Genomic DNA, 26,357 nt, shown 5'->3' on the forward strand with positions numbered 1-26,357 from the left:
ACGACCTGAACAAAAAGGACAGGACCCCAGCTCACTTCCCGTGTGAGCTGGGGTCCTTCTCGTAGGCCCTGTGGGACTCGAACCCACAACCAATGGATTAAAAGTCCACTGCTCTGCCAATTGAGCTAAGGGCCCAGGCGAGGGTGCCACCCCGAGCATAGCCGGACGCGGCCGTGTCTCCGATCGGGTATCGGAGACACGGCCGTGCCGCGGGCCGAACAGGGGGCGTCCGGCCCGGACATCCGTCACGGATCGACCAGGTCGTCGGCCGGGGAGCGGGCCGGATCGCCGGCCGGCTCGGACGTGTCCGCGCGGGATGCCTCCCGGGTCCGGGTACGGGCATGGCCGGGGACGAGGAACCAGTGCCGGGCCGACGCCAGCCACCAGGCCGCCGCGAAGCCCAGGACGGCGAGGACGGCGACCGGGGCGTAGTTGAAGGTCTCCCAGGTCACCGGGGACACCTGGGGCAGCATGAACAGGACGGTGAGGAAGCCGACCCAGGCCACGGCCACCACGCCCACCACCTGCGACCAGCGGCCCAGGTGCCAGGGGCCGCGCTCGAAGGCGGGGCCCTTGCGGACGCGCAGCAGGGTCGGGATGACGTAGGCGATGTAGAGGCCGATCACGGCGATGGAGGTGACCGCGGCGTAGGCCGTGACATTGATCAGGTACGGCAGTCCCAGCACCAGCGCTCCCCCGGCCGCCAGCCACACCGCGGCGACCGGGGTGCGAGTGCGCGGGCTCACCGTGTGCCAGAGGCGGGAGAAGGGCAGCGCCCCGTCACGGGAGAAGGCGTAGATCATGCGGCTGTTGGCCGTCACGGAGGCCATGCCGCAGAAAAGCTGGGCGCCGATGACGACGAGCAGCAGCAGTTTCCCGGTGGTCGCGCCGAGCGCGTCGAGGAGGATCTGGGCGGGCGGGGCGCCGGTCGGGGAGGTGAGGGCGCCCTCGTAGGACTGGATCGCGAAGGTGAAGCCGAGCAGGAGGACGAACCCCGCGATCCAGGAGGTCCAGATGGAGCGGACGATGCCCTTCGGCCCGGCGATGGACGCCTCCCGCGTCTCCTCCGTCATGTGGGCGGAGGCGTCGTAGCCGGTGAAGGTGTACTGGGCCATCAGCAGGCCGAGCAGGACGACGTACGCGCCGCTGCCCCAGCCGGTGTTGTTCACGAACTCGCCGAAGACGAAGGACGCGGACTGGTGCCGGTCGGGGACGAGGGCGAGCGCTCCGGCGATGACCGCCACGCCCAGGACGTGCCACCACACGCTGACGCTGTTGAGCAGGCCGACGACGCGGACGCCGAAGGTGTTCAGCAGGCCGTGCAGGAGCAGGATCGCCGCGAAGAGCAGGATGGTGCGGCCGGGGGTGACCTCGAAGCCGAACTGGAGGTTCAGGTAGGCGCCGAGGAAGGACGCGGCGCCGAAGTCGATGCCGGCCGTCACGGCCACCTGCCCCAGCACGTTGAACCAGCCCGTGAACCAGGCCCAGGCCGCGGCCGTCCGCGCGGGCGCCAGCCGGTGCGCCCAGAAGTACAGGCCCGCCGAGGTCGGGTACGCCGAGCAGATCTCGGCCATCGCCAGCCCGACGAACAGCGTCATCAGGCCGACGGCGACCCAGCCCCAGGTGATCACGGCGGGGCCGCCCGTGTTCATGCCGAAGAGGTAGAGGGTCAGGCAGCCCGACAGGACCGAGATGATCGTGAAGGAGACCGCGTAGTTGGAGAACGCCGACATGCGGCGGGCCAGGACCTGGGTGTAACCGAGCTGGGCCAGCCGTTCCTCGTCCGACAGCCCGCCGGCCTTGCCGTCATCCGTCATGCCCCCAGCGATTCCCGCGCCGGGGGCGTGACATGCGTCACTCGGCGGCCGGACGCGGCGGCCGGTCCGGTCAGCGCACCAGCCGGGCCGTACCCCGCACCTCCAGCGGAGCGCCGACGCCGTCCGCGGTCGCCGGCACCTTCCGCACAGGAAAAACGCCGCGGCCCCCACCCGTCAGGGCAGGGGCCACGGCGCTCAGTGCCGCTTCAGCACGGCGGCTCAGCCGTTGCGCTTCCAGCGCGGCTTGTCCTCGCGGCGCCCGAAGGACGAACCACCGCGGTGGTCGTCGCGACGGCCGTACGGACGCTCGTGCCCGCCGGTGCGGAAGCCGGGGCGGTCGCCCTGGCGGTCGCGGTTGAACGGACGGTCGCTGCCGCGGTGGCCGCCGCGGTCGTCACGGCGGAAGCCGCCACGGTCGCCGTCGCGGCGGTCGAAGGAACGCCCACCGCGGTCGCCGTCCCGGCGGTCGTCGCGACGGTCGTCCCGGCGGAAGCCGCCACGGTCGCCACCACGCTCGCCGTCCCGGCGGTCGTCACGGCGGAAACCGCCCCGGTCGTCGCGGCGGAAGCCGCCGCGGTCGTCACGCCGCTCGAAGGAACGCCCGCCCCGGTCACCGTCACGGCGGTCGTCGCGTCGGTCGTCCCGGCGGAAGCCGCCACGGTCGCCGTCACGGCGGTCACGGTCGTAGCCGCGGTCACGGTCACGGTCCCGGTTGAACCCGCCCCGGTCGTCACGCCGCTCGAAGGAACGCCCGCCCCGGTCACCGTCACGGCGCTCGAAGGAACGGTCCCGGTCGTACGACCGCTCGCGCCCGAACCCACCGCGCTCGTCACGCCGCTCGCGCCGCTCGTACGACCCCGAAGAGGCCGGGCGCTCGGACCGCTCGGACCTCTCGGACCGCTCCGGCCGCTCGAACCGCTCCGAGCGCTCCACGTCCCGCGCGCCCGGCTGCTCCGGCACCGACACCTCGGCCGCCGTCGCCGTCGCCGTCGCGGTCGCCTCGGCCGTACCGGCCGCCGCCGTGATCGCGGCGGGGTCCTCGCCCCGCTCGCGCGCCACCCGGGCGAGGAGCCGGTCGGCTTCCTCGCGCAGCTCCGTCGCGCGCCGCTGGGCCCGCTCCAGCTCCTTGGTGAGCTGGGCGACCTCGCGCTCGGCCTGCTGCGCCGCGTTGCCCGCGGACTCCGCCTGGACCTCGGTCATCGACCGGGCACCGGTGATCTCGGCGACCTCCGGGTCGAAGGCCGCGCCGCCCTGGATGATGTGGCGTTGGGCGTCGACGCCCGCGTCCTCCATCAGACGGAAGATCTGGCGCCGCTGGTGCGGCAGGGACAGGGAGACGACCGTGCCGGTGCGGCCCGCGCGGGCGGTGCGGCCGGCCCGGTGCAGGTAGTCCTTGTGGTCGCCGGCCGGGTCCACGTTCAGGACCAGGTCGATGCCGTCGACGTGGATGCCGCGCGCGGCGACGTCGGTGGCGACGAGGACGTTGACGTAACCGTCCTTGAAGTCGGCCAGCGTGCGGGTGCGCGCGCCCTGGGTCATGCCGCCGTGCAGCGCGTCGGCCTTCACGCCCGCCTCGCGGAGCTGGTCGGCGACGCGGTCGGCGCCCAGCTGGGTGCGGACGAAGATGATGGTGCGGCCCTTGCGGGAGGCGATGGCCGCGGTGACCGGCGCCTTGTCCTTGGGCTTCACGACCAGGATGTGGTGCGACATGGTCGTCACCGCGCCCTGCGCCGCGTCGACCTCGTGCGTGGCCGGGTCGGTGAGATACCGGTCGACGAGGGTCTTGATCTCGTTCTCCATGGTGGCGGAGAAGAGCATGCGCTGACCGCCGGCCGGGACCTGGTCGAGCAGCTCGGTGACCTCGGGCAGGAAGCCCAGGTCCGACATCTGGTCGGCCTCGTCGAGGACGGTGATCTGGACGTTCTCCAGGGAGCAGGCACCGCGGTTGATGATGTCGCGCAGCCGGCCCGGCGTGGCGACGAGCACGTCCACGCCCTTCTCCAGGGCGTAGATCTGGTTGCCCATGGAGGTGCCGCCGCAGACGACCTTCATCTTCAGGCCGAGGACGTCGCCGTACGGCTGGAGCGCGTCGGCGACCTGCATGGCCAGCTCACGGGTGGGCGTCAGGATGACGGCCCGCGGCTTGTGCTTCTCGGTGCGGCCGCCGGCCAGCTGCGCCAGCGTCGGCAGACCGAAGGAGAGGGTCTTGCCGGAACCGGTACGGCCCCGACCGAGGATGTCCCTGCCGGCCAGGGCGTCCGGGATGGTCGCGGCCTGGATCGGGAAGGGGGTGGTCACGCCGTTCTGCGCGAGCTTGCGGACGACGCCCTCGGGCAGCCCCAGGTCCGCGAAGGTGACCTCGGGGGTGTCGGGGGTGCCGTTTCCGGCGGTCGCCGCGGCCTCTGCGGCCTCGATGTGCTCCGCGTTCTCGGAGTTCTCGGGCAGGACGACGTGATCAGTACTGGTGATGGACATGCGAATGCGAAACCTTCCGGAGGATCGTCGGCACGCGCCCGTCAACTCCGTGATTCGCGATTCGCAATACGACCGCCTCGATGCGGTCCACCACGGCTTAGGAGAGTACGCGCCACACGGCGCGCTCTGTGTTGGCGCCGGGCAAATGGGATCAAACGATCTGCCACCATACTCACTCACCGCCCCCGAAGGCAAACCGCGCCACGAACGCCCAGCTCGGCCCGCCCTTCCCCGCCTCTCCACCCAGCTCCTCCGCCCGGTCCGGCCTCCCCAGGCCCTCCTCCCCAGGCGCTCCGCCCCGGCGTCTTCAGACCGGCGCGCCCGCTTCCGGCGCCGGCTCGCGCTGCGCCAGCTGCGGCCCCGGCGGCTCGTGCGCCGACGACGACGGCTCGGCCACCGTGGGCTCCGGCGTCGGGGTGGCGGGCGGCTCCCTCGTCGGCGTCGGCTCGGGAGCGACCGTACGAGTGGGTTCCGGAACGGCCGTACGGCTGGGAGCGGGTCTGGGCGGTCCGCCGGCCGCCGGGGCGGAGAGGCTCGGGGCGGCGGTCGGCGCGCCCGAGGCCGGCGCCTCCTCCTCCGCCTCGCCTTCGCCCTTCCCCTTCCCGTCCTTCTTCCGCCCCTTGCCCTCGCCCTTCCCGTCGCCCTTGCCGCTCCGGTCGCCGCCGCCGGCCGCCGCCGCGCCGTACCCGGAACCCGCGCCCGGCAGCACCACCCCGCCGTCAGGCTCCTCGGCGCCCCGCTCCCCGGCGGAGCGCGACGGCTTGGCGCTCCCGCCGGAGGCGTCGTCGCCCACGCTCATACAGCCGGTGGCGGCGACGACGGCGACGACCGTGGCGGCCAGGCGGACGGGTACGTACAAGGGGCGCACGGGAAGCCACCTCCGGAACGGGGTGAATGAGTCAACGTGCCCAACTCCCCCCGCCCGCAAGAGGACACGCGCGCCACACCGGCGGATGTCACCCGTACCCGAGGGCGTGCAACCGCTCGTCGTCGATCCCGAAGTGGTGCGCGATCTCGTGCACCACGGTCACCTCCGTCTCGGCGACGACCTCCTCCCGCGTCTCGCACAGCCGCAGCGTCGGCCCCCGGTAGATCGTGATGCGGTCCGGCAGCACGCCCGCGTACCACTCCCCGCGTTCCGTCAGCGGCGTCCCCTCGTACAGCCCGAGCAGCTCGGGATCGTCCGCCGGCGGTTCGTCCTCCACGAACACCGCGACGTTGTCCATCAGCCGCGTCAGCTCCGGCGGGATCCGGTCGAGCGCCTCGGCGACCAGTTCCTCGAACTCCTCGCGCGTCATCTCCAGCACAGGATCATTGTGGAGTACGCCACCCCTCGCGCGAGAGGCGTCCGCACCCCGCATACCGGTCCGGTGACGTGGGCATAGGGGACCAATGGTCCGCGTCCCTGCCGCAGTCCTGCACATGATCCACCGGGTCCGGACGGCCCCCGGCGCCCCGGCCCGCCGCCGTGCCCGCGCCACCGCGGTCGAACTCGGCCGGCAACCCCATCCCTGGCGCCGCGCCGCCGGCCTCGTCGCCGTCGTCGTGCTCGGGGCCTGGCTGGGCCTGCTCGTCGCCGGCGACGTCCGCGTACCGGTCGGCCCCATGAACACGACGATGACGCTGCGCCCCTCCTTCGCCGGCGGCACGAAGATCAACGTCTCCCCGCTCGGCGCCCTCCAGTTCGACAGCCACGTCGCCCCCGTCCGCCTGGACGTGAACGTCGACCAGCTCGACCCGGACCGCGCCCAGGCCCTCGTCGACCATCCCGAGCGCCTCTCCGGCCTCCAGGACGAGGTCGCCCGGGACGTCGGCCACGGCACCCTCGGCCTGGCCGTACGCTCCGGCGTCGCCGTCGTCACCGGCGCCACCGCCCTCGGCCTCCTGGTCTACCGCCGCCCCCGCCGCGCCCTGGCCGCCGGCGGTCTCGCCCTGGCCCTCCTGGCGGCCTCGGGCGGCACGGCGTACGCCACCTGGAACCCCGACTCCGTGCTGGAGCCCCGGTTCTCCGGCCTGCTCTCCTCCGCCCCGTCCCTGGTCGGCAACGCGCGGAGCATCGTCACCGAGTTCGACGTCTACCAGAAGGAGCTGGCCCGCCTGGTGACGAACGTGACGAAGCTGTACGACGCCACCTCCACGCTCCCCGCCTACGCGCCGGACCCCACCACCATCCGGGTCCTGCACGTCTCCGACATCCACCTGAACCCGGCGAGCTGGAAGATCATCGCCTCGCTCGTGAAGCAGTACAAGGTGGACGTGATCGTCGACTCGGGCGACACGATGGACCACGGAACGGCCGCCGAGAACGGCTTCCTGGACCCGGTCCGGGACCTGGGCGCCCCCTACGTCTGGGTGCGCGGCAACCACGACTCGCTCGTCACCCAGCGCTACCTGGAACGCATGAGGAACGTGCACGTCCTCGACCACGGCCGCGCGGTGACCGTCGCCGGCCTGCGCTTCGCCGGCACCGGCGACCCCCAGTTCACCCCCGACCGCTCCACGAAGCCCGGCGCCGAGACCTCCCAGGAACTGGCCGGCGCCCGCCTCGCCTCCGCCCTGCGCGACCAGCGTGCCGCCGGCACCCCCGTCGACGTCGCGATCGCCCACGAGCCGTCGGCGGCCCGCGAGGTCGACGGTGAGGTGCCGCTGGTGCTGGCCGGCCACATCCACCACCAGAAGACGGAGGTCATGAAGTACGGCACCCGGCTGCGCGTGGAGGGCTCGACCGGCGGCAGCGGCCTGCGCGCCGTCGAGGGCGAACACCCCGACCCGATCCAGGCGTCGATCCTCTACTTCGACCGCGACACCCGCCGCCTCCAGGCGTGGGACGCGATCGAACTGGGCGGCCTGGGCCTGACGACGGCCGAGGTCAGCCGCCACCTCCCCAAGGAGAACCAGCCGGGGGCCGGCCCCGCCTCCGGCGCCACGCAGAGCCCCGCGCGGACCCCTGCGCAGAGCGCTCCGGCCCCCTCCGGGACCCGCACTCCGTAAACCGTTTTGGCGATCCCTCCCGCCATCCCATATGCTTCTCACGTCCCCGACGCGCTGAGAAGCGCCCAGGCGGGCCGATAGCCCTCATCGTCTAGCGGCCTAGGACGCCGCCCTTTCAAGGCGGTAGCACGGGTTCGAATCCCGTTGGGGGCACGCAGTACGGTGTGCGACACTTGGCTAGCCAGTCCGCACACATCCACATGGTCCTGTGGAGCAGTTTGGAGTGCTCGCCACCCTGTCAAGGTGGAGGCCGCGGGTTCAAATCCCGTCAGGACCGCTGAGGTTTCACGTGAAACCTCGTGGCTGGGTAGCTCAGTTGGTACGAGCGTCCGCCTGAAAAGCGGAAGGTCGCCGGTTCGACCCCGGCCCCAGCCACCACCGCCCATCCGGGCAGACACCCCCGTCGGTCTCATCGGCGGGGGTTTTGTCGTGCCGCGGAGACGCCCAGTGACGTTTCTTGATCTGTTCGCGCTCCTGGAGTGGGGGCCGGGGACGCCGGTTCCCGGTCTTCTGGGAGGGTTCACGTGCGTTTCAGACATGCCGTAGGGGCCCTGGGGCTGGCCATCGCGACCGCGCTGCCGGCGGCCGGGACCGCCGTGGCCGACGAGGCCGTGACGGCCGGGCGGTTCACCGCCACCGACTACTCCTCGGGCTCCCCCGCCCTGGTCACCCTCGACCCCGCGAACGGAACGGTCACCGCCACCTACGCCCGGGACGCCGAGGACGGCGTCCTCACGCCCGGGGGCTCGCAGGTGGCGTACATCGACCGGCGGGACACCTGCATCCCCCAGCCGGAGGGGGGCTGCGCCCACGCCCGCGACCTCGTCGTCGCGGACGCGGACGGCGGCACCCCGCGCGTCCTGGTCCCGGGCGTCCAGCCCGAGGCCAACGAGGCCCCGTACGTCGGACACCCCGACTGGTCCCCCGACGGGCAGCGCATCGTCTACGACAGCCCGCGCGGCCTGGAGTGGGTCAGGGCCGACGGCACCGGCCGGGAACTGCTCAGCCCGGGCAGCCGCGGCACCTTCTCGCCCGACGGCCGGACCATCGCCTTCGTGCGGACCACCGCGTACCCCACCGAGGACAGCTACGAGTACGGCACGGACATCCACCTCCTGGACACCATCACCCGCGAGGAACGCCGGCTCACCACCGGCCGCGACATCAGCTCCACCCCCGTCGACTGGTCGCCCGACGGCAGCGCGCTCGTCTACGTCACCCGCTACGGCCTCCACAGCGTCGACGCGGCCACCGGCGCCACCACCGACCTGCACCGCGACTGGCAGGTCCCGCTCTCCGGCTTCCGCAACCCGGTCTACTCACCCGACGGCCGCCGGATCGCCTTCCAGGCGTACGACTACACGACCGGCTCCGCGAGCGTGTACGCCATCGACGCCGGTGGCGGCGGCAACCCCGAACTGCTCACGGACCATCCCGTGAACCTGACCGACTGGCTCGCCGGGTAGTCCCGGTCCGGCCTCACCGCGCGCCGCCCGGGGTGTCCGGTCCGCCCGCCGGACGCCCCGGGCAAAAGCGCTCGCCACGGAATTCCCGGGGATGAGATCCTGGATCGCGTATGTCTACGCACTCCGCCCCCGCCCTCGGCAGCCTCGCCGGCCGCCTGACCGAGCTGTCCCCGCGTGACGCGCACCGCCTCGGCCGGCGGCTGGAAGGCGCGCGCAAGATCCGCAAGCCGGAGGCCCGCGCCGCCGTTCTCACCGAGATCGAGGCGGACGTCGAGCGGGCCGAACGGCGCGTCGGTGAGCGCCGCGCCCGCGTGCCCGCCATCACCTATCCCGAACAACTGCCGGTCAGCCAGAAGAAGGACGCGATCGCCGCGGCCATCCGCGACCATCAGGTCGTGATCGTCGCCGGTGAGACGGGGTCCGGCAAGACGACGCAGATCCCCAAGATCTGTCTCGAACTCGGCCGCGGCGTCCGCGGCATGATCGGGCACACCCAGCCCCGGCGGATCGCCGCCCGGACGGTCGCCGAACGCGTGGCCGAGGAGCTGGACACCCCGCTCGGCGAGGCCGTCGGCTGGAAGGTCCGGTTCACCGACCAGGTGAATCCGGAGGCCACGTTCGTCAAGCTGATGACGGACGGCATCCTGCTCGCGGAGATCCAGACCGACCGCGAGCTGCGCGCCTACGACACGATCATCATCGACGAGGCGCACGAGCGGTCCCTGAACATCGACTTCCTGCTGGGCTACCTCGCCCAGCTACTGCCCAAGCGTCCCGACCTCAAGGTCGTCATCACCTCGGCGACCATCGACCCGGAGCGCTTCTCCCGGCACTTCGGCGACGCCCCGATCATCGAGGTCAGCGGCCGGACGTATCCCGTGGAGGTCCGCTACCGGCCCCTGCTCGAAGAGGACTCCGACGACGCCGACCGCGACCAGATCACCGCGATCACGGACGCCGTCGAGGAGCTGATGGCGGAGGGGCCCGGCGACATCCTGGTCTTCCTCTCCGGGGAGCGGGAGATCCGGGACACGGCGGACGCGCTGACCAAGAAGCAGTACCGGTTCACCGAGATCCTGCCGCTGTACGCCCGGCTCTCCCACGCCGAGCAGCACCGCGTCTTCCAGCCGCACTCCGGCCGCAGGATCGTTCTGGCCACCAACGTGGCCGAAACCTCGCTGACCGTCCCGGGCATCAAGTACGTCATCGACCCCGGCTTCGCCCGGATCTCCCGCTACAGCCACCGCACCAAGGTGCAGCGGCTGCCCATCGAGCCGATCTCGCAGGCCAGCGCCAACCAGCGCAAGGGCCGCTGCGGCCGTACCTCCGACGGCATCTGCATCCGGCTGTACAGCGAGGACGACTTCGAGGCGCGGCCTGAGTTCACGGACGCGGAGATCCTGCGGACCAACCTCGCCTCGGTCATCCTCCAGATGACCGCCGCCGGTCTCGGCGACATCGAGAAGTTCCCCTTCATCGACCCGCCGGACCACCGCAACATCCGCGACGGCGTCCAGCTGCTCCAGGAGCTCGGTGCCCTCGACCCGGCCCAGAAGGACCCGCGCAAGCGGCTGACGGAGACCGGCCGCAAGCTGGCCCAGCTGCCCGTCGACCCGCGACTGGCCCGGATGGTGCTGGAGGCCGACAAGAACGGCTGTGTCCGCGAGGTCATGGTGATCGCCGCCGCGCTGTCCATCCAGGACCCGCGCGAGCGCCCGGCCGACAAGCAGACGCAGGCCGACCAACAGCACGCCCGCTTCAAGGACGAGACCAGCGACTTCCTCGCCTACCTCAATCTGTGGCGCTACGTCCGCGAGCAGCAGAAGGAGCGCGGCTCGTCGTCCTTCCGCCGGATGTGCAAGCAGGAGTACCTCAACTTCCTGCGCATTCGCGAATGGCAGGACATCTACGCCCAGCTGCGCACGGTCGCGAAGCAGATGGGCATCCACCTCAACGACGACGACGCCCCCGCCGACCGCGTCCACGTCTCCCTGCTCGCCGGGCTGCTCTCGCACGTCGGCATGAAGGACGTGAAGGAGGGCGCGAAGAACGAGTACCTGGGCGCCCGCAACGCCAAGTTCGCGATCTTTCCCGGATCGGCGCTGTTCAAGAAGCCGCCGCGTTTCGTGATGTCCGCCGAGCTCGTCGAGACCTCCCGGCTGTGGGCCCGGGTCAACGCGAAGATCGAGCCGGAGTGGGTCGAGCCCCTCGCCCAGCACCTGATCAAGCGCACGTACAGCGAGCCGCACTGGGAGAAGGACCAGGCGGCGGTGATGGCGTACGAGAAGGTGACGCTGTACGGCGTGCCGATCGTCGCCCAGCGCAAGGTGAACTACGGCCGGATCGATCCGGAGGTCAGCCGTGAGCTGTTCATCCGGCACGCCCTCGTCGAGGGCGACTGGCGCACGCACCACAAGTTCTTCGCCGACAACCGCAAGCTCCTGACCGAGGTCGAGGAGCTGGAGCACCGCGCGCGCCGCCGGGACATCCTCGTCGACGACGAGACGCTGTTCGACTTCTACGACCGGCGGATCCCCGACCACGTCGTCTCCGGCGCCCACTTCGACTCGTGGTGGAAGCACAAGCGGCACGAGCAGCCCGACTTCCTCGACTTCGAGCGCGAGATGCTCATCAACGAGAAGGCGGGCGCGGTCACCAAGGACGACTATCCGGACTCCTGGCGCCAGGGGAACCTGAAGTTCCGCGTCACGTACCAGTTCGAGCCGGGGGCGGACGCCGACGGCGTCACGGTCCACATCCCGCTCCAGGTCCTCAACCAGGTCACCGGCGAGGGCTTCGACTGGCAGATCCCGGGCCTGCGGGAAGAGCTGGTCACCGAGCTCATCCGTTCCCTTCCCAAGCCGATCCGCCGCAACTACGTCCCGGCCCCGAACTACGCCAAGGCGTTCCTGGAGCGGGCGGTCCCGCTCCAGGAACCGCTGACGGTGACCATGGCGCGTGAGCTGAAGCGCATGGTCGGGGTCCCCTTCGAGGCCGAGGACTTCGACTGGGCCAAGGTGCCCGACCACCTCAAGATCACGTTCCGGATCGTGGACGAGCGGCGCCGCAAGCTGGCCGAGGACAAGGACCTGGAGGCGCTCAAGCTCCGCCTGAAGCCGAAGGCGCGCCAGGCCCTGTCCCAGGCCGCGGCCGCCACCGCCTCCCGCCAGGGCGGGCCGTCCCTGGAGCGCACCGGCCTGACCGACTGGACGATCGGCGCGCTGACCCGCGTCTTCGAGACCCGCCGCGCCGGCCAGCCGGTGAAGGCCTACCCCGCGCTGGTCGACGACGGACCGGCGGCGAACACCGTCTCGGTCCGCCTGTTCGACACCGAGGCGGAGCAGGCCGAGGCGATGTGGAAGGGCACGCGCCGGCTGATCCTGCGCAACATCCCGGTCAACCCAGCGAAGTTCGCGTCCGAAAAGCTGACCAACCAGCAGAAGCTCGGGCTGTCGGCGAATCCGCACGGCTCGATCCAGGCGCTGTTCGACGACTGCGCGATGGCGGCCGCCGACAAGCTCATCGCCGACTTCGGCGGCCCGGTGTGGGACGAGGAGTCGTACCGGAAGCTGTACGACAAGGTCCGCGCGGAGATCGTCGACACGACCGTGCGCACGGTCGGCCAGGTCCAGCAGGTGCTGGCCGCCTGGCAGGCCTGTGAGCGCCGTCTGAAGGCCGTACGGAGCCCCGCGCTGCTGCCGAACCTCCAGGACGTGCGCAAGCAGCTGGACGGCCTGGTGAAGCCCGGTTTCGTGACGGAGGTGGGCATCCGCCGGCTGCCCGACCTGATGCGCTACCTGATCGCCGCGGACCGGCGTCTGCAGCAGATGCCGGCCAACGTCCAGCGGGACACCACCCGCATGGAGAAGGTCCACGAGATGCGGGACGAGTACGCGTGGCTGCTGGAGCAGCTGCCGCAGGGCCGCCCGGTTCCCCAGCAGGTCCTGGAGATCCGCTGGATGATCGAGGAGCTCCGGGTCAGCTACTTCGCCCACGCGCTCGGCACCGCGTACCCGGTCTCGGACAAGCGGATCGTGAAGGCGATCGACGCGGCGGCGCCGTAGCGGCACCCTGACGGAGGGTGAGTTCGACCAAGGGGCTCACCCTCCTGTAGAGTCTCTTCTCGCAGCGCAACGCACGAATGGCGCGGCAAATCCTGGTCCTGTGGAGCAGTTTGGAGTGCTCGCCACCCTGTCAAGGTGGAGGCCGCGGGTTCAAATCCCGTCAGGACCGCAGTAAAGAGTGAGGCCCGCACCCGCAAGGGACCGCGGGCCTCACTCATGTCCCCGTGTCGCACCCCGTCAGTTCTGCGGCGGGGGTACGGAGAAGAGCCCGGGCCGGTCGGCCCGGGCTCTTCTCCGTGTCCGCACCGGGCCCGCGCCGGCCCTCGCGCCGGGCGCGGATGTCCGTCAAGGCCCCGGGCGCCCGCCACGCGGCCTTGACGGCGTCACTTTCGCTCGGTACTCCGGAGGCAGGGCCCGTTGACCGTACGGCCCTCGGAGGTGGCGTATGGCGGCATCGGCGAGGCACGAGACCCGGGCACTGCTCCGCGCGCATCTGTCGGCCGCGTCGTCGTACCGCCATCTGACGCGCCACTGCCCGATCTGCCACCGTCTGCTGCGGCTGGCGATGGACTCCGGCCCCCAGCCCGTGAACGGCCCTCAGGAGGCCGGGGAGGACGAGCGTCCCGCCCCCGCGTGACCGCCGTCGGCCTCAACCTCCGTACGGCGCACGGGTTCTGGAACCCAGAGCTCCTCTAGCGCACATATGCCAGAGCCAACAAGCACTCTGGCATGTGACGGGTGTCACCGCATGAGTTTTTGGAAGTGCGGTATTTACACCCCGCCTACAAGCGGTCAATTTAATATGTGCAATTGCACCGGCGTCCCAGCCGTCCGCACAGCCGATCCGACACCCCTCCCCAGACTTCGACAAGGACGCTCACAGAGACGCCCGCCGGGCCCGCCACCAGGCACGGAAGGGCGCCGGACGGCACAGGAGGACCCCGGCCCGCACAAAAAAGATCGCGCTGGACCCGGCGGAGTCCAGCGCGATCGACGACGCACCCGCACCGGGGCATGGGGTCTGTTGGGGCAGATCCCCGCGTCGCTTGGAGCTATGGGTTCGAGCGCCTCGCCAGGTTGGGGGGCCTGACGGATTGCCCGGTTATGCGGCTGTTCAGGCCTCGCTGCGCTGCTGCGGGATGCCCGCGAGCAGAGCGCGGACCTCGGCCTCGCGGTAGCGGCGGTGCCCGCCGAGCGTGCGGATCGACGTGAGCTTGCCGGCCTTCGCCCAGCGCGTGACCGTCTTCGGGTCGACGCGGAACATGGTGGCGACCTCAGCCGGGGTCAGCAGCGGCTCGGCATCAGGGGTGCGAGCGGTCATGAGCGGCCTCCTCGGGAGAACCGAACCTTCTCGGTTCTTTCCTCTAAATTCTGCACCTTGACCCGCGTTGCCCGAAATGGCGGACGCGAGTCGAGTCGGTTATAGGACGAACGGCTTGTCCTCGGCACTACAACTACACCATCTGTCCAGCCGCGTCGGCCAAACCGATGGAATTGCCCTCCCAGGTGTTCATCAGCGACGGATGCCGATGGACCATGCCATAGCGGACAGTCACGCCACTGTGACGATCAGTCACAGGGCGATCAGGAGATACCAGACCCCCCATAAGCGTGCAATGCTGAGATTCCGCCCACAGTGCACCACAGCGGGACGGACGGAGCCTCCCCGGACTCCTTGTCCTATTTTGGCATGAGGGGGGGCAACGGGCGCAAGAGTGGGGTACGTGCGGTCCGTCACGCTTGAGAGAAAAGCCCGGATCGGGACCTACGTCCCGGGTCCGGGGCGCGTCAGCCCTGGGGTGCCCCGCACCTTGACGGAGCATCAGGAACCTCAGAGCCAGGACGAAACCCCAAAACGGGCGTCACGTCAAACGCCCGTTCGCAACCGCGCGCGGACGTCAGTTCGCCGAGCGCCGCTCGCGCACCGCCCGCCAGCGGTCCACGAGCCTCCCGTAGGCCGCCACCGCGGCGGCCTCGTCGCCGTGCCGCAGCGCCTCGATGCCCTCGGCCACATCCGCCGCCGAGTGGTCGTCCTCCAGCTCGCCGGCCGGCAGTACGTGCACCAGACCCCCGTAGTCCAGCTCGACGTACGACCGCGGATGGAACTCCTCCAGCCAGCGCCCCACGTCCACCAGGCCGTCGATGAGCGGCCCCTCGTCCACGGCGTCCCTCAGGGCCCGCAGCGCCCGCGCCACCCGGCGCCGGGCCTGCACCATGGGCGTCCGGTAGCGCAGCACCGGCGGCTCGGCGGCCGCGTCGCCGGAGCCCTTGACGTACTCGCGCTCCTCGTCGGCGACGAGCACGAACCAGTTGATCGGCACCTGCCAGGCGGCGGTGCGGATCCACGGGCGGGCGTCCGGGTTGCGGGCGAGCCAGCGCTCGTAGTCCTGCGCGGCCTGGCGGCGGACCAGCGGGGGCAGCGCCGCGTCCAGGACCGGCGGCGGGAGCTCCTCGACGACCTCCTCCAGGGCCTGCCAGCCCCGCAGCCGGGTACCCCAGGGGCACACGCAGACCACCCCGTCCGTCTCCAGGACGAACGCGTCGCCGCTCTCGTGCACCGGCACGGGCACCGGCGGGGTGGGCACCAGATCTGCCAGGGCCCGGCGCAGCTCGTCCTGGTAGGTGGGCAGGTCGCCGCGGCGGGCGTAGCGCGCCCAGTGGCCGCGCTCCGGTTCGGGGAAGGCGGCCAGCGGTTCGTACACGCGCAGGTACGTCGCGTAGGGGACGATCACGGAGGTCACCTTGGGCACGCCTGCTCCCTCCCCCGCGCACCGTCGCGAAAACCTGCGGAAGTACCGCAGCCGCGCGGGAAGCCCACGCGCATCGTCGCACGGCCGTACTCCGTGCGGAGGTGATCTCGACCACTGTGCGGCGGCGGGACGCCGACAGGCTCTAATCTCGTGCCACCAGCTCCCGGCCACCCCTTTGGGAGCCGGTCCCACCCGCCGCACCTTACCGAGGAGTCACCACCGTGACCGACGTAACCGGCGCGTCTGCTGATGTACTGCACACCCTGTTCCGGTCGGATCAGGGAGGTCATGAGCAAGTCGTGCTCTGCCAGGACCGTGCCACCGGCCTGAAGGCCGTCATCGCCCTCCACTCCACCGCCCTGGGCCCCGCCCTCGGCGGCACCCGCTTCTACCCGTACGCGAACGAGGCGGAGGCGGTCGCCGACGCGCTGAACCTCGCGCGCGGGATGTCCTACAAGAACGCCATGGCCGGTCTCGACCACGGCGGCGGCAAGGCCGTGATCATCGGCAACCCCGAGCAGGACAAGACCGAGGAACTGCTGCTGGCCTACGGGCGCTTCGTCGCCTCGCTCGGCGGGCGGTACGTCACCGCCTGCGACGTGGGCACCTACGTCGCCGACATGGACGTCGTGGCGCGCGCGTGCCGCTGGACGACCGGGCGGTCCCCGGAGAACGGCGGCGCGGGCGACTCCTCCGTGCTGACCGCCTTCGGCGTCTACCAGGGGATGCGGGCCAGCGCCCAGCACCTGTGGGGCGACCCGTCGCTGCGCGACCGCACGGTGGGCATCGCGGGCGTCGGCAAGGTCGGTCACCACCTCGTGGAGCACCTGATGGCGGAGGGCGCCCGGGTCGTCGTCACCGACGTCCGCGAGGAGGCCGTACGGCGGATCACCGAGCGGCACCCGTCGGTGCGCGCCGTCGCCGACACCGCCGCCCTGGTCCGCACCGAGGGCCTGGACGTCTACGCCCCCTGCGCGCTCGGCGGGGCGCTGAACGACGACACCGTGCCGGTGCTGACCGCGAAGGTGGTCTGCGGAGCGGCCAACAACCAGCTCGCCCACCCGGGCGTGGAGAAGGACCTCGCCGACCGCGGGATCCTCTACGCGCCGGACTACGTGGTGAACGCCGGCGGCGTCATCCAGGTCGCCGACGAGCTGCACGGTTTCGATTTCGAGCGGTGCAAGGCGAAGGCGGCGAAGATCTACGACACGACGCTCGCCATATTCGCACGTGCGAAGGAGGACGGTATTCCGCCGGCCGCCGCGGCCGACCGGATCGCCGAGCAGCGCATGGCGGAGGCCCGCACTCGCCCGGCAGCGCACTGATTCCGCGCGCGGCCGGAGGAGCTTGGTCGCACATATGACCGGTACCCGCCGGTGGGCAGTTGGAGAGAACTCTCACTTTCACCGGCGGGTCGAGCGTGGAGAAGTGGTTAAAATCGCCGTTGACCAGCGAGGACAGGGCGCCTCGAAGGTCCTGGGCGCGGGCACGTCATGCGGGCGACGTACCGTATGGGCGCGGGCTCAGGTACCGTGGAAGCCCTACGGACCGGCCTCTCCACGGAGAGTCCGTTCCGGATCATGAACGCGTGTCAAGACTCTGGGGCCGTCGAGCCCCGTCGTTGAGGGGGTCGAGCCATGGGGCGCGGCCGGGCCAAGGCCAAGCAGACGAAGGTCGCCCGCCAGCTGAAGTACAACAGCGGTGGGACGGATCTCGCACGCCTGGCCGAGGAGCTGGGCGCATCGACTGCGAACGCGTCGCCGAACGGCGGCGAACGGTTCCAGGACGATGAGCACGACGACGACCTGTACGCAAAGTACGCCGACCTCTACGAGGACGACGACGAGGACGAGGACAGCCAGTCCCCGCAGCAGCGTCGCGGCGCTTGACCTTGCACTGAGCACCAACCCGGTCGGTGACGTCCGTCACCGGCCGGGTTCTGTGCTGCCCGTACAGCCGCCTCCAGGGCGGCCTTCCGGCCAGCCCCGGAGTGATCTTCCGGGTGGCGCCGCCCGCCGTGCGGAACCGCGGGCGGCGTCCGGTGCTCAGCTCGCGTGGTCACCGATCAGGGCGGCGCCCGTCGCGTGGTCGCCGCGGTCCGTGATCTCGCCGGCCACCCATGCCTCCACACCGCGGTCGGCCAGGGTCGCCAGTGCCACGTCGGCGGACTCCTGCGGCACGATCGCGATCATGCCGACGCCCATGTTGAGGGTCTTCTCCAGCTCCAGCCGCTCGACGTCGCCGGTCTTCCCGACGAGGTCGAACACCGGGGCCGGGGTCCAGGTGGAGCGGTCGACGACCGCGTGCAGGCCGTCGGGGATGACACGGGCCAGGTTGGCGGCGAGTCCGCCGCCGGTGACGTGGCTGAAAGCGTGCACGTCGGTGGTGCGGGTCAGCGCCAGGCAGTCCAGCGAGTAGATCTTCGTCGGCTCCAGCAGCTCCTCGCCGAGGGTGCGGCCGAGCTCGTCGATGTGCGTCTCCAGGGCCAGGCCGGCCTGGTTCAGCAGGACGTGCCGGACGAGTGAGTACCCGTTCGAGTGAAGCCCGGAGGAGGCCATGGCGACGACCGCGTCGCCCTCGCGGATGCGGTCCGGGCCGAGCAGCCGGTCGGCCTCCACGACGCCCGTACCGGCGCCGGCGACGTCGAAGTCGTCCGCGCCCAGCAGGCCCGGGTGTTCGGCCGTCTCGCCGCCCACCAGGGCGCAGCCCGCCAGCACGCAGCCCTCGGCGATGCCCTTGACGATGGCGGCGACCCGCTCGGGGTGGACCTTGCCGACGCAGATGTAGTCGGTCATGAACAGCGGCTCGGCGCCGCACACCACGATGTCGTCCATGACCATGGCGACCAGGTCGTGGCCGATGGTGTCGTAGACGCCCATCTGCCGGGCGACGTCGACCTTGGTGCCGACGCCGTCCGTGGCGGAGGCCAGCAGGGGGCGGTCGTAGTTCTTCAGGGCGGAGGCGTCGAAGAGGCCGGCGAAACCGCCGAGGCCGCCGAGGACCTCGGGGCGCCGCGTCTTCTTCACCCACTCCTTCATCAGCTCGACCGCGCGGTCGCCCGCCTCGATGTCGACGCCGGCAGCCGCGTAGGAAGCACCGGAGGCACCGGTGACACCGGTGGGGGTCTCAGACATTGCCTGGGATCTTTCGGGTTGGTGTGACGGGGCTGGCGAATGCCTACGGACGGCGGATGGCGTCGGAGGCGGCCGTGGCGGCGGGCCCGGCGGCCAGCTCGGTCTCCAGCAGCTGCTTGCCGAGCAGCTCCGGGTCGGGGAGCTCCATCGGGTACTCGCCGTCGAAGCAGGCGCGGCACAGGTTCGGCTTGGCGATCGTGGTCGCCTCGACCATGCCGTCCAGGGAGATGTACGCGAGGGAGTCGGCGCCCAGGGACGTGCCGATCTCCTCGACCGACATGCCGTTGGCGATCAGCTCGGCGCGGGTGGCGAAGTCGATGCCGAAGAAGCAGGGCCACTTCACGGGCGGCGAGGAGATCCGGATGTGCACCTCGGCGGCGCCCGCCTCGCGCAGCATGCGGACCAGGGCCCGCTGGGTGTTGCCGCGGACGATGGAGTCGTCGACGACGACCAGCCGCTTGCCCTTGATGACTTCCTTCAGGGGGTTCAGCTTCAGGCGGATGCCGAGCTGGCGGATGGTCTGGGAGGGCTGGATGAAGGTGCGTCCCACGTACGCGTTCTTCACCAGGCCGGCGCCGAAGGGGATGCCGCTGGCCTCGGCGTAGCCGATGGCGGCCGGAGTTCCGGACTCCGGGGTCGGTATGACCAGGTCCGCCTCGACCGGGGCCTCCTTGGCGAGGCGGCGGCCCATCTCGACGCGGGACAGGTAGACGTTCCGGCCGGCGATGTCGGTGTCCGGGCGGGCCAGGTACACGTACTCGAAGACACAGCCCTTGGGCTTCGCTTCCGCGAATCGGGAACTGCGCAGACCGTTCTCGTCGATGGCGACGAACTCGCCCGGCTCGATCTCGCGGACGAAGCTGGCGCCCGTGATGTCGAGGGCGGCGGTCTCGGAGGCGACGACCCAGCCGCGCTCCAGCCGGCCGAGGACCAGCGGGCGGATGCCCTGCGGGTCGCGGGCGGCGTACAGGGTGTGCTCGTCCATGAAGACGAGGGAGAAGGCACCGCGCACCTGGGGCAGCACCTTGGCGGCTGCCTCTTCGATGGTCAGGGGCTTGCCGTCGTCGTCGGCCTGGCCCGCCAGGAGCGCGGTGACCAGGTCGGTGTCGTTGGTCGCCGCGACCCGCGTGGAGCGGCCGTCCTGCTTGGGCAGGTCGGCGACCAGCTCGGCGAGCTGGGCGGTGTTGACGAGGTTGCCGTTGTGGCCGAGCGCGATCGAACCGTGCGCGGTGGCGCGGAACGTCGGCTGGGCGTTCTCCCATACGGAGGCTCCGGTGGTCGAGTAGCGGGCGTGACCGACCGCGATATGACCCTGGAGCGAACCGAGGGAGGTTTCGTCGAAGACCTGGGAGACCAGGCCCATGTCCTTGAAGACGAGGATCTGGGAGCCGTTGCTGACCGCGATTCCCGCGGATTCCTGACCCCGGTGCTGGAGGGCGTAGAGCCCGAAGTACGTGAGCTTTGCGACCTCTTCACCCGGAGCCCAGACACCGAAGACGCCGCATGCGTCCTGGGGGCCCTTCTCACCGGGGAGCAGATCGTGATTGAGTCGACCGTCACCACGTGGCACGCTCCCGAGTGTAGGCGAGATCGACCACTGGTCCGAATTGGGGATGGGAGACCAGCCAGGCGTCACCGGTCGGCGACGGCCCGTACGGTCTGGCCGTTCTCGCTGGTCAGCGTGAGGGTCCGCTGATCGATCCGGTAGCTGAGCGGCCCGTCGAACAGCCGCAGAAGCCGCTTCTCGGTGTCCATGAGTGAGTCTTCGCACATCATTCGGGTGGTGACCGGCGCGCCGAGGGTGATATGGCCGTCGCGGACCGTGGCCCCGGCGCGGGCGGTGTTGCAGCCCAGTCGTCCGGAGACGGAGTTCTTCGCGTCGTCGAAGACCAGGTGGGCCCGGCCGGCGCCGCCTCCGGGCTCGGTGACGGTCCAGGTGGTGCCGTACAGGGGCGCGTCCTGCGCCCTGCTCAGCCGGACGGTGTCGCCGCCCGGCGTGGTGAGCGTCAGCCGGTCGCCGTCGGCGTCGGTGGTGAGCGGTCCGGCGGTCAGGGCGCGGCCGAGGGCCTCCTCGACGGCCATGGGGATGTCGTCGCAGGCCATCTCGGTGGCCGTGGCGTCGCTGAGCCGGACGCGGTCGGCGTCGACGGCGGCGCGGGCGGTGAAGCGGTTGCAGCCGAGACTTCCCTCCGCCCTGCCGCCGGCCTCGATCCGGAGGTGCGCGCGCCGCGGCGCCCGGTGCGTCGCGCCGTCCACGGTGACGCTGTCGATCTTCCAGTGGACGCCGGTCACGGGGGCCCTGCCGGCGCCGGCCGAGGCGCTTCCGCCGTCCGCCCGCTCGCTGCCGCAGGCCGCGGCGAGCGGGAGGAGGGCGGCGGCGGCCACGGCCAGGGTCGTACGCTGCCTCTTCTTGTCCTTCTGCCTGTACATGACGATTCGACGGGCGCCGGGAGGGATCGGTTCCCCGCGCCGCTCAGGCCAGCAGCGGCAGCAGTTCGCCGAGGTCGGCCCGCTCGCCGCTCGCGCTCACCTTGCCCTCGGCGACCGCGTCCTTCCAGGCCAGCCGCCCGGTGGCGAGCCGTATCCAGGTCAGCGGGTCGGTCTCGACCACGTTGGGCGGGGTGCCGCGGGTGTGCCGGGGCCCCTCCACGCACTGCACGACGGCGTACGGCGGGATCCGCACCTCCGTCGCCCCGCCGGGCGCCTTGGCGGCGAGCGTGTCGGCCAGCAGGCGGGTCGCGGTGGCCAGGGCCTGGCGGTCGCAGGGGACGTCGAGGCCGGGGACGGCGGCGTTCAGGTCGTCGGTGTGGACGACGAGTTCGACGGTGCGGGTGACGACGTAGTCGGCGAGCGGCAGGGCGCCCGCGCCGGTCGGCAGCAGCCTGCCCGCGGGCTGGGCGTCCAGGTGGGCGGTGAACGTCCGCTCCGCGTCGGCCAGATGGGCGTCCAGGTCGGCGTGCTGCTCGGCACGCCGGCGGGCGGTGTCGGCGATGGCGGGGGCGTCGGCGGCGATGGTGCCCGGCCAGTCGGGCAGCCGCCCGTCCTGCCGGGCGGGCTCCGGCTCGGCGAGCAGCCGGTCCACGACCGTGAGCACCATCCCGAAGTGCGCGACCAGGTCGCGTACGGTCCACTCGCCCAGGCGCGTGGGCAGGGCGAGCTGCTCGGGCGTGAGGGTGCGCACGGCGTCGCGTACGTGGCCGAACTGGGCGAGCACGGCGGCGCGGGTGCGGGCGGGGTCGTAGCCGCGGGAGCGGGGCTTGGCCGGGGACATGACGGCAGCCTATGCGCGACGGCCCCGGGCCTGCCCGGCATTTCCGCCCGGCGGGCGCCCGGCCTGCCCGGCATTTCGGTCGGCGCCCCGCCGGGCCTCCCCGGCACACTTCGGCCCGGCGGGCCCCTCGTACGCCGGGCGGGCCCCGCGTACGTACGAGGGCCCCGTCCGGAGCCGGTCCGGGCGGGGCCCTCGCGCGCGTGTCCCTACGCCAGCAGCGCCGGGATCGTCGCCTCGTGCGCCTCGCGCAGCTCGTCCAGGGTGAGGGTGAACTCGCCCTGGACCTCCACCGTGTCGCCGTCGACGACGCCGATGCGGGTGGCCGGCAGGCCCCGCGCGCCGCACATGTCGTTGAAGCGGAGCTCCTCCGAGCGCGGCACCGCGACGATCGCGCGGCCCGCCGACTCGGAGAACAGGAAGGTGAACGCGTCCAGACCGTCCGGGACGATCAGGCGGGCGCCCTTCTCCCCGAGCAGCGCCGACTCGACCACGGCCTGGACCAGGCCGCCGTCGGACAGGTCGTGCGCGGAGTCGATCATGCCGTCGCGGGAGCCGGCGATGAGGATCTCGGCGAGCAGCCGCTCGCGCTCCAGGTCGACCTTGGGCGGCAGGCCGCCGAGGTGGTCGTGGATGACCTGGGACCAGGCCGAGCCGCCGAACTCCTCACGCGTGTCGCCGAGGAGGTAGATGAGCTGCCCCTCCTCCTGGAAGGCGACCGGCGTGCGGCGGGCCACGTCGTCGATGACGCCGAGGACCGCGACGACCGGGGTCGGGTGGATGGCGGCCTCGCCGGTCTGGTTGTACAGCGAGACGTTGCCGCCGGTCACCGGGGTGCCCAGCTGCTGGCAGCCGTCCGCCAGACCGCGCACGGCCTCCGCGAACTGCCACATCACGGCCGGGTCCTCGGGGGAGCCGAAGTTCAGGCAGTCGGAGACGGCGAGCGGCTTGGCGCCGGTCGTCGCCACGTTGCGGTACGCCTCCGCGAGGGCCAGCTGGGCGCCCGTGTACGGGTCGAGCTTGGCGTACCGGCCGTTGCCGTCGGTGGCGAGGGCCACGCCGAGGCCGGTCTCCTCGTCGATGCGGATCATGCCGGAGTCCTCGGGCTGGGCGAGGACCGTGTTGCCCTGCACGAACCGGTCGTACTGGGAGGTGATCCAGGACTTGGACGCCTGGTTGGGCGAGGCCACCAGCTTCAGGACCTGGTCCTTCAGCTCCTGGGACGTCCGCGGGCGCGGCAGCTTGTTCGCGTCGTCGGCCTGGAGCGCGTCCTGCCACTCGGGGCGGGCGTAGGGGCGCTCGTACGTCGGGCCCTCGTGGGCGACCGTGCGCGGGTCGACGTCGACGATCTTCTCGCCGTGCCAGAAGATCTCCAGGCGGTCGCCGTCGGTGACCTCACCGATCACCGTGGCGATGACGTCCCACTTGTCGCAGATCTCCAGGAAGCGGTCGACCTTGCCGGGCTCGACGACCGCGCACATGCGCTCCTGCGACTCGCTCATGAGGATCTCCTCGGGCGAGAGCGTGGAGTCGCGCAGGGGTACGTCGTCCAGGGTGACGCGCATGCCGCCGGAGCCGTTGGAGGCCAGCTCGGACGTGGCGCAGGACAGGCCGGCCGCGCCCAGGTCCTGGATGCCGACCACCAGCTTCTCCTGGAACGCCTCCAGGGTGCACTCGATGAGCAGCTTCTCCTGGAAGGGGTCGCCGACCTGGACGGCGGGACGCTTGGACGGCTTGGCGTCGTCGAAGGTCTCGGAGGCGAGGATGGAGGCGCCGCCGATGCCGTCGCCGCCGGTCCGGGCGCCGTACAGGATGACCTTGTTGCCCGCGCCGGACGCCTTGGCGAGGTGGATGTCCTCGTGCCGCATCACACCGACGCAGCCGGCGTTGACCAGCGGGTTGCCCTGGTAGCAGGCGTCGAAGACGACCTCGCCGCCGATGTTGGGCAGACCCAGGCAGTTGCCGTAGCCGCCGATGCCGGCGACGACGCCGGGCAGGACGCGCTTGGTGTCGGGGTGGTCCGCCGCGCCGAAGCGCAGGGGGTCCACGACCGCGACCGGGCGGGCGCCCATGGCGATGATGTCGCGGACGATGCCGCCGACGCCCGTGGCCGCGCCCTGGTAGGGCTCGACGTAGGAGGGGTGGTTGTGCGACTCGACCTTGAAGGTGACCGCGTAGCCCTGGCCCACGTCGACCACACCGGCGTTCTCGCCGATGCCGACGAGCAGGGCGTCGTTCTCGGGGGCCTTCTCGCCGAACTGGCGGAGGTGGACCTTGGAGGACTTGTACGAGCAGTGCTCGGACCACATCACCGAGTACATGGCGAGCTCGGCGCCGGTGGGGCGGCGGCCGAGGATCTCGACGACTCGCTCGTACTCGTCCTTCTTCAGGCCCAGTTCGGCCCAGGGCAGCTCGACGTCGGGGGTCGCGGCCGCGTGCTCGACCGTGTCCAGAGGCGTCCGGCTCATGCGTTGACCAGCTTCTTGAGGATCGAGGTGAAGAACGGGAGACCGTCGGTACGGCCGGTACCGATCAGCGGCTCCACGGCGTGCTCGGGGTGCGGCATCAGGCCGACGACGTTGCCGGCGGCGTTGGTGACGCCGGCGATGTCGTTGAGCGAGCCGTTGGGGTTGAAGTCGACGTAGCGGAAGGCGACCCGGCCCTCGGCCTCCAGCTCGTCCAGCGTGCGCCGGTCGGCGACGTAGCGGCCGTCCATGTTCTTCAGCGGGATGCTGATCTCCTGGCCGGCCGTGTAGTCGGTGGTCCAGGCGGTGCCGGCGTTCTCCACCCGCAGCTTCTGGTCGCGGCAGATGAAGTGCAGGTGGTCGTTGCCGAGCATCGCGCCGGGCAGCAGGTGTGCCTCGGTGAGGATCTGGAAGCCGTTGCAGATGCCGAGGACCGGGAGGCCCTCCTTGGCCTGGGCGATCAGGGGCTCCATCACCGGCGAGAAACGGGCGATGGCACCGGCGCGCAGATAGTCGCCGTAGGAGAAACCGCCGCACAGCACGACCGCGTCGACCTGCTTGAGGTCCTTGTCCTTGTGCCACAGGGCCACGGGCTCGGCTCCCGCGACGCGGATCGCGCGCTGCGTGTCCCGGTCGTCGAGGCTGCCCGGGAAAGTGACGACGCCAATACGAGCGGTCACTTCGCCGCCTCCGCGACTTCCGCCGCTTCCTCGACCCGGACGGTGAAGTCCTCGATCACGGTGTTGGCGAGGAAGGATTCCGCAAGATCGTGGATGCGGGCGAGGGCGGCCTCGTCGACCGGCCCGTCAACTTCCAGTTCGAAACGCTTTCCCTGACGGACGTCCGAGATCCCCTCGAAACCCAGCCGCGGCAGTGCGCGCTGCACCGCCTGGCCCTGGGGGTCGAGGATCTCCGGCTTGAGCATGACGTCGACTACGACGCGTGCCACTGGCACTCCCGGTGTGTGGTGCTGAGCAGGTTCCTTCAGACTACCCGCACAAAATTTCTACGCGAGTAGAGTTGTAGGAAACTACGTGATCCCGGTCACGATTCGGCATCATGGGTGACCGCAAGCGAAAAGATACGGAAAAGATCTCGGAACGTGTCCGGTCACCTATTGGCCGACGGAGACCCGGCCGGATTTAGCCGGTCTCAAGATTGCAATGCCAAACCCTGTACAAATGAAATGTCAACAGCCGATACTGTGCCCATTAACAGGCGAACGGTCGGCATCTTCGCGACGTCTTGGCACGTCATCGCGGCAGATGTCACACGAAGGGATCGATATTCGTGGCTCAGCGTGTCGTGGTCACTCTCTTTGACGACATCGACGGCTCGGAAGCGGCGGAGACGATCGCCTTCGGAGTCGACGGCAGGATGTACGAGATCGACCTGAACGAAGCCAACGCCAGGAAACTGCGCGAGGCCCTGGCCCCGTACGTGACGGCCGGCCGCAAGCGGTCGACGTCCGGCCGGGCCTACCGGCAGACCGAGGTCGCCCCCGACCCGGCGGCCGTCCGCGCCTGGGCCCAGTCGAACAAGATGGACGTGCCCGCGCGGGGCCGCATCCCCAAGAGGGTCTACGAGGCGTTCGCCGCGGCGCGGTGAACGGCAGGGCCGACGTCCGGTCACCGGCCCCTGGCGGCAACCGACTTGCGCGGCACCCCTGGTGATCAGCTAGAGTCTGGAGCACGCCGAGGGGCGCGGCCGGAAGGTCGGCTCCCGGACCACGCGGGTGTAGTTCAGTAGTAGAACATCCCCCTTCCAGGGGGAAGGCGCAGTGTGCGATTCCTGTCACCCGCTCTGTGCGTCGGCCATGACCATGGGCCTTCTGTTCGAGCTTGTCGAGAGCTCGGCCGAGGATCAGGTAGGCTGGTGCTCGCACCGATCGGTGAAAGCCGGTCGGCGGCCATGCGGACGTAGCTCA

At 71.1% G+C, this 26,357-nt stretch carries 20 protein-coding genes and 6 tRNA genes; 12 read left to right on the forward strand and 14 right to left on the reverse strand.

Features of this window, described 5'->3' with window-relative positions:
* Nucleotides 1-62: 62 nt before the first annotated feature.
* The 5 genes from AB0L74_RS22140 to AB0L74_RS22160 form a co-directional block, all read right to left on the reverse strand.
* Nucleotides 63-135 (reverse strand) — tRNA-Lys (locus tag AB0L74_RS22140).
* 110 nt (nt 136-245) lie between these two features.
* Nucleotides 246-1,817, reverse strand: coding sequence for an amino acid permease (locus AB0L74_RS22145; protein WP_365654868.1), 1,572 nt, complete (start codon nt 1,815-1,817; stop codon nt 246-248).
* 219 nt (nt 1,818-2,036) lie between these two features.
* On the reverse strand, nt 2,037-4,292 hold the full coding sequence (locus tag AB0L74_RS22150; RefSeq protein WP_365654870.1) for a DEAD/DEAH box helicase: 2,256 nt from the start codon (nt 4,290-4,292) through the stop codon (nt 2,037-2,039).
* A 307-nt stretch (nt 4,293-4,599) separates the two neighbouring features.
* Nucleotides 4,600-5,160, reverse strand: coding sequence for a hypothetical protein (locus AB0L74_RS22155; RefSeq protein ID WP_365654873.1), 561 nt, complete (start codon nt 5,158-5,160; stop codon nt 4,600-4,602).
* Nucleotides 5,161-5,248: 88 nt separating this feature from the next.
* Nucleotides 5,249-5,599, reverse strand: a complete 351-nt coding sequence (locus AB0L74_RS22160) for a metallopeptidase family protein (protein WP_029384985.1) — start codon at nt 5,597-5,599, stop codon at nt 5,249-5,251.
* Between the two features lie 85 nt (nt 5,600-5,684).
* Here AB0L74_RS22160 and AB0L74_RS22165 point away from each other — a divergent pair, with 85 nt between their 5' ends.
* The 8 genes from AB0L74_RS22165 to AB0L74_RS22200 all read left to right on the forward strand — a co-directional run bounded on the left by AB0L74_RS22165 (nt 5,685) and on the right by AB0L74_RS22200 (nt 13,450).
* A complete protein-coding gene (locus AB0L74_RS22165; RefSeq protein WP_365654878.1) occupies nt 5,685-7,283 on the forward strand; it encodes a metallophosphoesterase in 1,599 nt (532 codons plus the stop codon).
* 80 nt (nt 7,284-7,363) lie between these two features.
* Nucleotides 7,364-7,436, forward strand: a tRNA-Glu gene (locus tag AB0L74_RS22170).
* Nucleotides 7,437-7,485: 49 nt separating this feature from the next.
* A tRNA-Asp gene (locus tag AB0L74_RS22175) sits at nt 7,486-7,560 on the forward strand.
* A 24-nt stretch (nt 7,561-7,584) separates the two neighbouring features.
* Nucleotides 7,585-7,661, forward strand: a tRNA-Phe gene (locus tag AB0L74_RS22180).
* Nucleotides 7,662-7,807: 146 nt separating this feature from the next.
* A complete protein-coding gene (locus AB0L74_RS22185) occupies nt 7,808-8,749 on the forward strand; it encodes a hypothetical protein (protein WP_365654881.1) in 942 nt (313 codons plus the stop codon).
* Nucleotides 8,750-8,859: 110 nt separating this feature from the next.
* On the forward strand, nt 8,860-12,813 hold the full coding sequence (hrpA, locus tag AB0L74_RS22190) for an ATP-dependent RNA helicase HrpA (RefSeq protein ID WP_365654884.1): 3,954 nt from the start codon (nt 8,860-8,862) through the stop codon (nt 12,811-12,813).
* 94 nt (nt 12,814-12,907) lie between these two features.
* Nucleotides 12,908-12,982: transfer RNA gene (locus AB0L74_RS22195), tRNA-Asp, on the forward strand.
* A 276-nt stretch (nt 12,983-13,258) separates the two neighbouring features.
* Nucleotides 13,259-13,450 carry a DUF6274 family protein gene (locus AB0L74_RS22200; protein WP_365654887.1) on the forward strand — a complete coding sequence of 64 codons (192 nt, stop codon included), beginning with the start codon at nt 13,259-13,261 and terminating at the stop codon, nt 13,448-13,450.
* Nucleotides 13,451-13,927: 477 nt separating this feature from the next.
* Here the strand turns inward: AB0L74_RS22200 and bldC are convergent, their stop codons facing one another.
* Nucleotides 13,928-14,134 carry a developmental transcriptional regulator BldC gene (bldC, locus tag AB0L74_RS22205; protein ID WP_003949541.1) on the reverse strand — a complete coding sequence of 69 codons (207 nt, stop codon included), beginning with the start codon at nt 14,132-14,134 and terminating at the stop codon, nt 13,928-13,930.
* 577 nt (nt 14,135-14,711) lie between these two features.
* Nucleotides 14,712-15,563 carry a hypothetical protein gene (locus AB0L74_RS22210; protein WP_365654890.1) on the reverse strand — a complete coding sequence of 284 codons (852 nt, stop codon included), beginning with the start codon at nt 15,561-15,563 and terminating at the stop codon, nt 14,712-14,714.
* 221 nt (nt 15,564-15,784) lie between these two features.
* On the opposite strand from AB0L74_RS22210, the gene AB0L74_RS22215 reads away from it, so the two are divergent.
* The gene (locus tag AB0L74_RS22215) at nt 15,785-16,888 is read left to right on the forward strand and encodes a Glu/Leu/Phe/Val dehydrogenase dimerization domain-containing protein (RefSeq protein ID WP_365654893.1); all 1,104 of its coding nucleotides are present in this window, start codon (nt 15,785-15,787) and stop codon (nt 16,886-16,888) included.
* Between the two features lie 312 nt (nt 16,889-17,200).
* Complete coding sequence (locus AB0L74_RS22220; RefSeq protein WP_029382614.1) at nt 17,201-17,452, forward strand: DUF3073 domain-containing protein; 252 nt, start codon at nt 17,201-17,203, stop codon at nt 17,450-17,452.
* Nucleotides 17,453-17,608: 156 nt separating this feature from the next.
* On the opposite strand, the gene purM is transcribed toward AB0L74_RS22220, so the two are convergent.
* The 7 genes from purM to purS form a co-directional block, all read right to left on the reverse strand.
* Nucleotides 17,609-18,697, reverse strand: coding sequence for a phosphoribosylformylglycinamidine cyclo-ligase (gene purM / locus AB0L74_RS22225; protein WP_365654897.1), 1,089 nt, complete (start codon nt 18,695-18,697; stop codon nt 17,609-17,611).
* Nucleotides 18,698-18,740: 43 nt separating this feature from the next.
* Nucleotides 18,741-20,267 (reverse strand): amidophosphoribosyltransferase, encoded by a 1,527-nt coding sequence (purF, locus tag AB0L74_RS22230; protein ID WP_365654900.1) that lies wholly within the window; start codon nt 20,265-20,267, stop codon nt 18,741-18,743.
* A 62-nt stretch (nt 20,268-20,329) separates the two neighbouring features.
* A complete protein-coding gene (locus tag AB0L74_RS22235; protein WP_365654903.1) occupies nt 20,330-21,127 on the reverse strand; it encodes an META domain-containing protein in 798 nt (265 codons plus the stop codon).
* Nucleotides 21,128-21,170: 43 nt separating this feature from the next.
* Nucleotides 21,171-21,968, reverse strand: a complete 798-nt coding sequence (locus tag AB0L74_RS22240) for a sterol carrier family protein (protein ID WP_365654906.1) — start codon at nt 21,966-21,968, stop codon at nt 21,171-21,173.
* 206 nt (nt 21,969-22,174) lie between these two features.
* Nucleotides 22,175-24,433, reverse strand: a complete 2,259-nt coding sequence (gene purL / locus AB0L74_RS22245) for a phosphoribosylformylglycinamidine synthase subunit PurL (RefSeq protein ID WP_365654909.1) — start codon at nt 24,431-24,433, stop codon at nt 22,175-22,177.
* The gene (gene purQ / locus AB0L74_RS22250; protein ID WP_365654912.1) at nt 24,430-25,110 is read right to left on the reverse strand and encodes a phosphoribosylformylglycinamidine synthase subunit PurQ; all 681 of its coding nucleotides are present in this window, start codon (nt 25,108-25,110) and stop codon (nt 24,430-24,432) included. The genes purL and purQ overlap by 4 nt, the downstream gene beginning before the upstream one ends.
* Nucleotides 25,107-25,379 (reverse strand): phosphoribosylformylglycinamidine synthase subunit PurS, encoded by a 273-nt coding sequence (purS, locus tag AB0L74_RS22255; protein WP_071380673.1) that lies wholly within the window; start codon nt 25,377-25,379, stop codon nt 25,107-25,109. Before purS ends, purQ begins: the two co-directional genes overlap by 4 nt.
* A gap of 341 nt (nt 25,380-25,720) precedes the next feature.
* On the opposite strand from purS, the gene AB0L74_RS22260 reads away from it, so the two are divergent.
* Complete coding sequence (locus tag AB0L74_RS22260; RefSeq protein WP_365654915.1) at nt 25,721-26,038, forward strand: Lsr2 family protein; 318 nt, start codon at nt 25,721-25,723, stop codon at nt 26,036-26,038.
* Nucleotides 26,039-26,161: 123 nt separating this feature from the next.
* Nucleotides 26,162-26,233: transfer RNA gene (locus AB0L74_RS22265), tRNA-Gly, on the forward strand.
* The last annotated feature ends 124 nt before the right edge of the window (nt 26,234-26,357 follow it).

Origin of the sequence: Streptomyces sp. NPDC052020 (assembly GCF_040680575.1) — a bacterium.
Classification (GTDB): domain Bacteria; phylum Actinomycetota; class Actinomycetes; order Streptomycetales; family Streptomycetaceae; genus Streptomyces.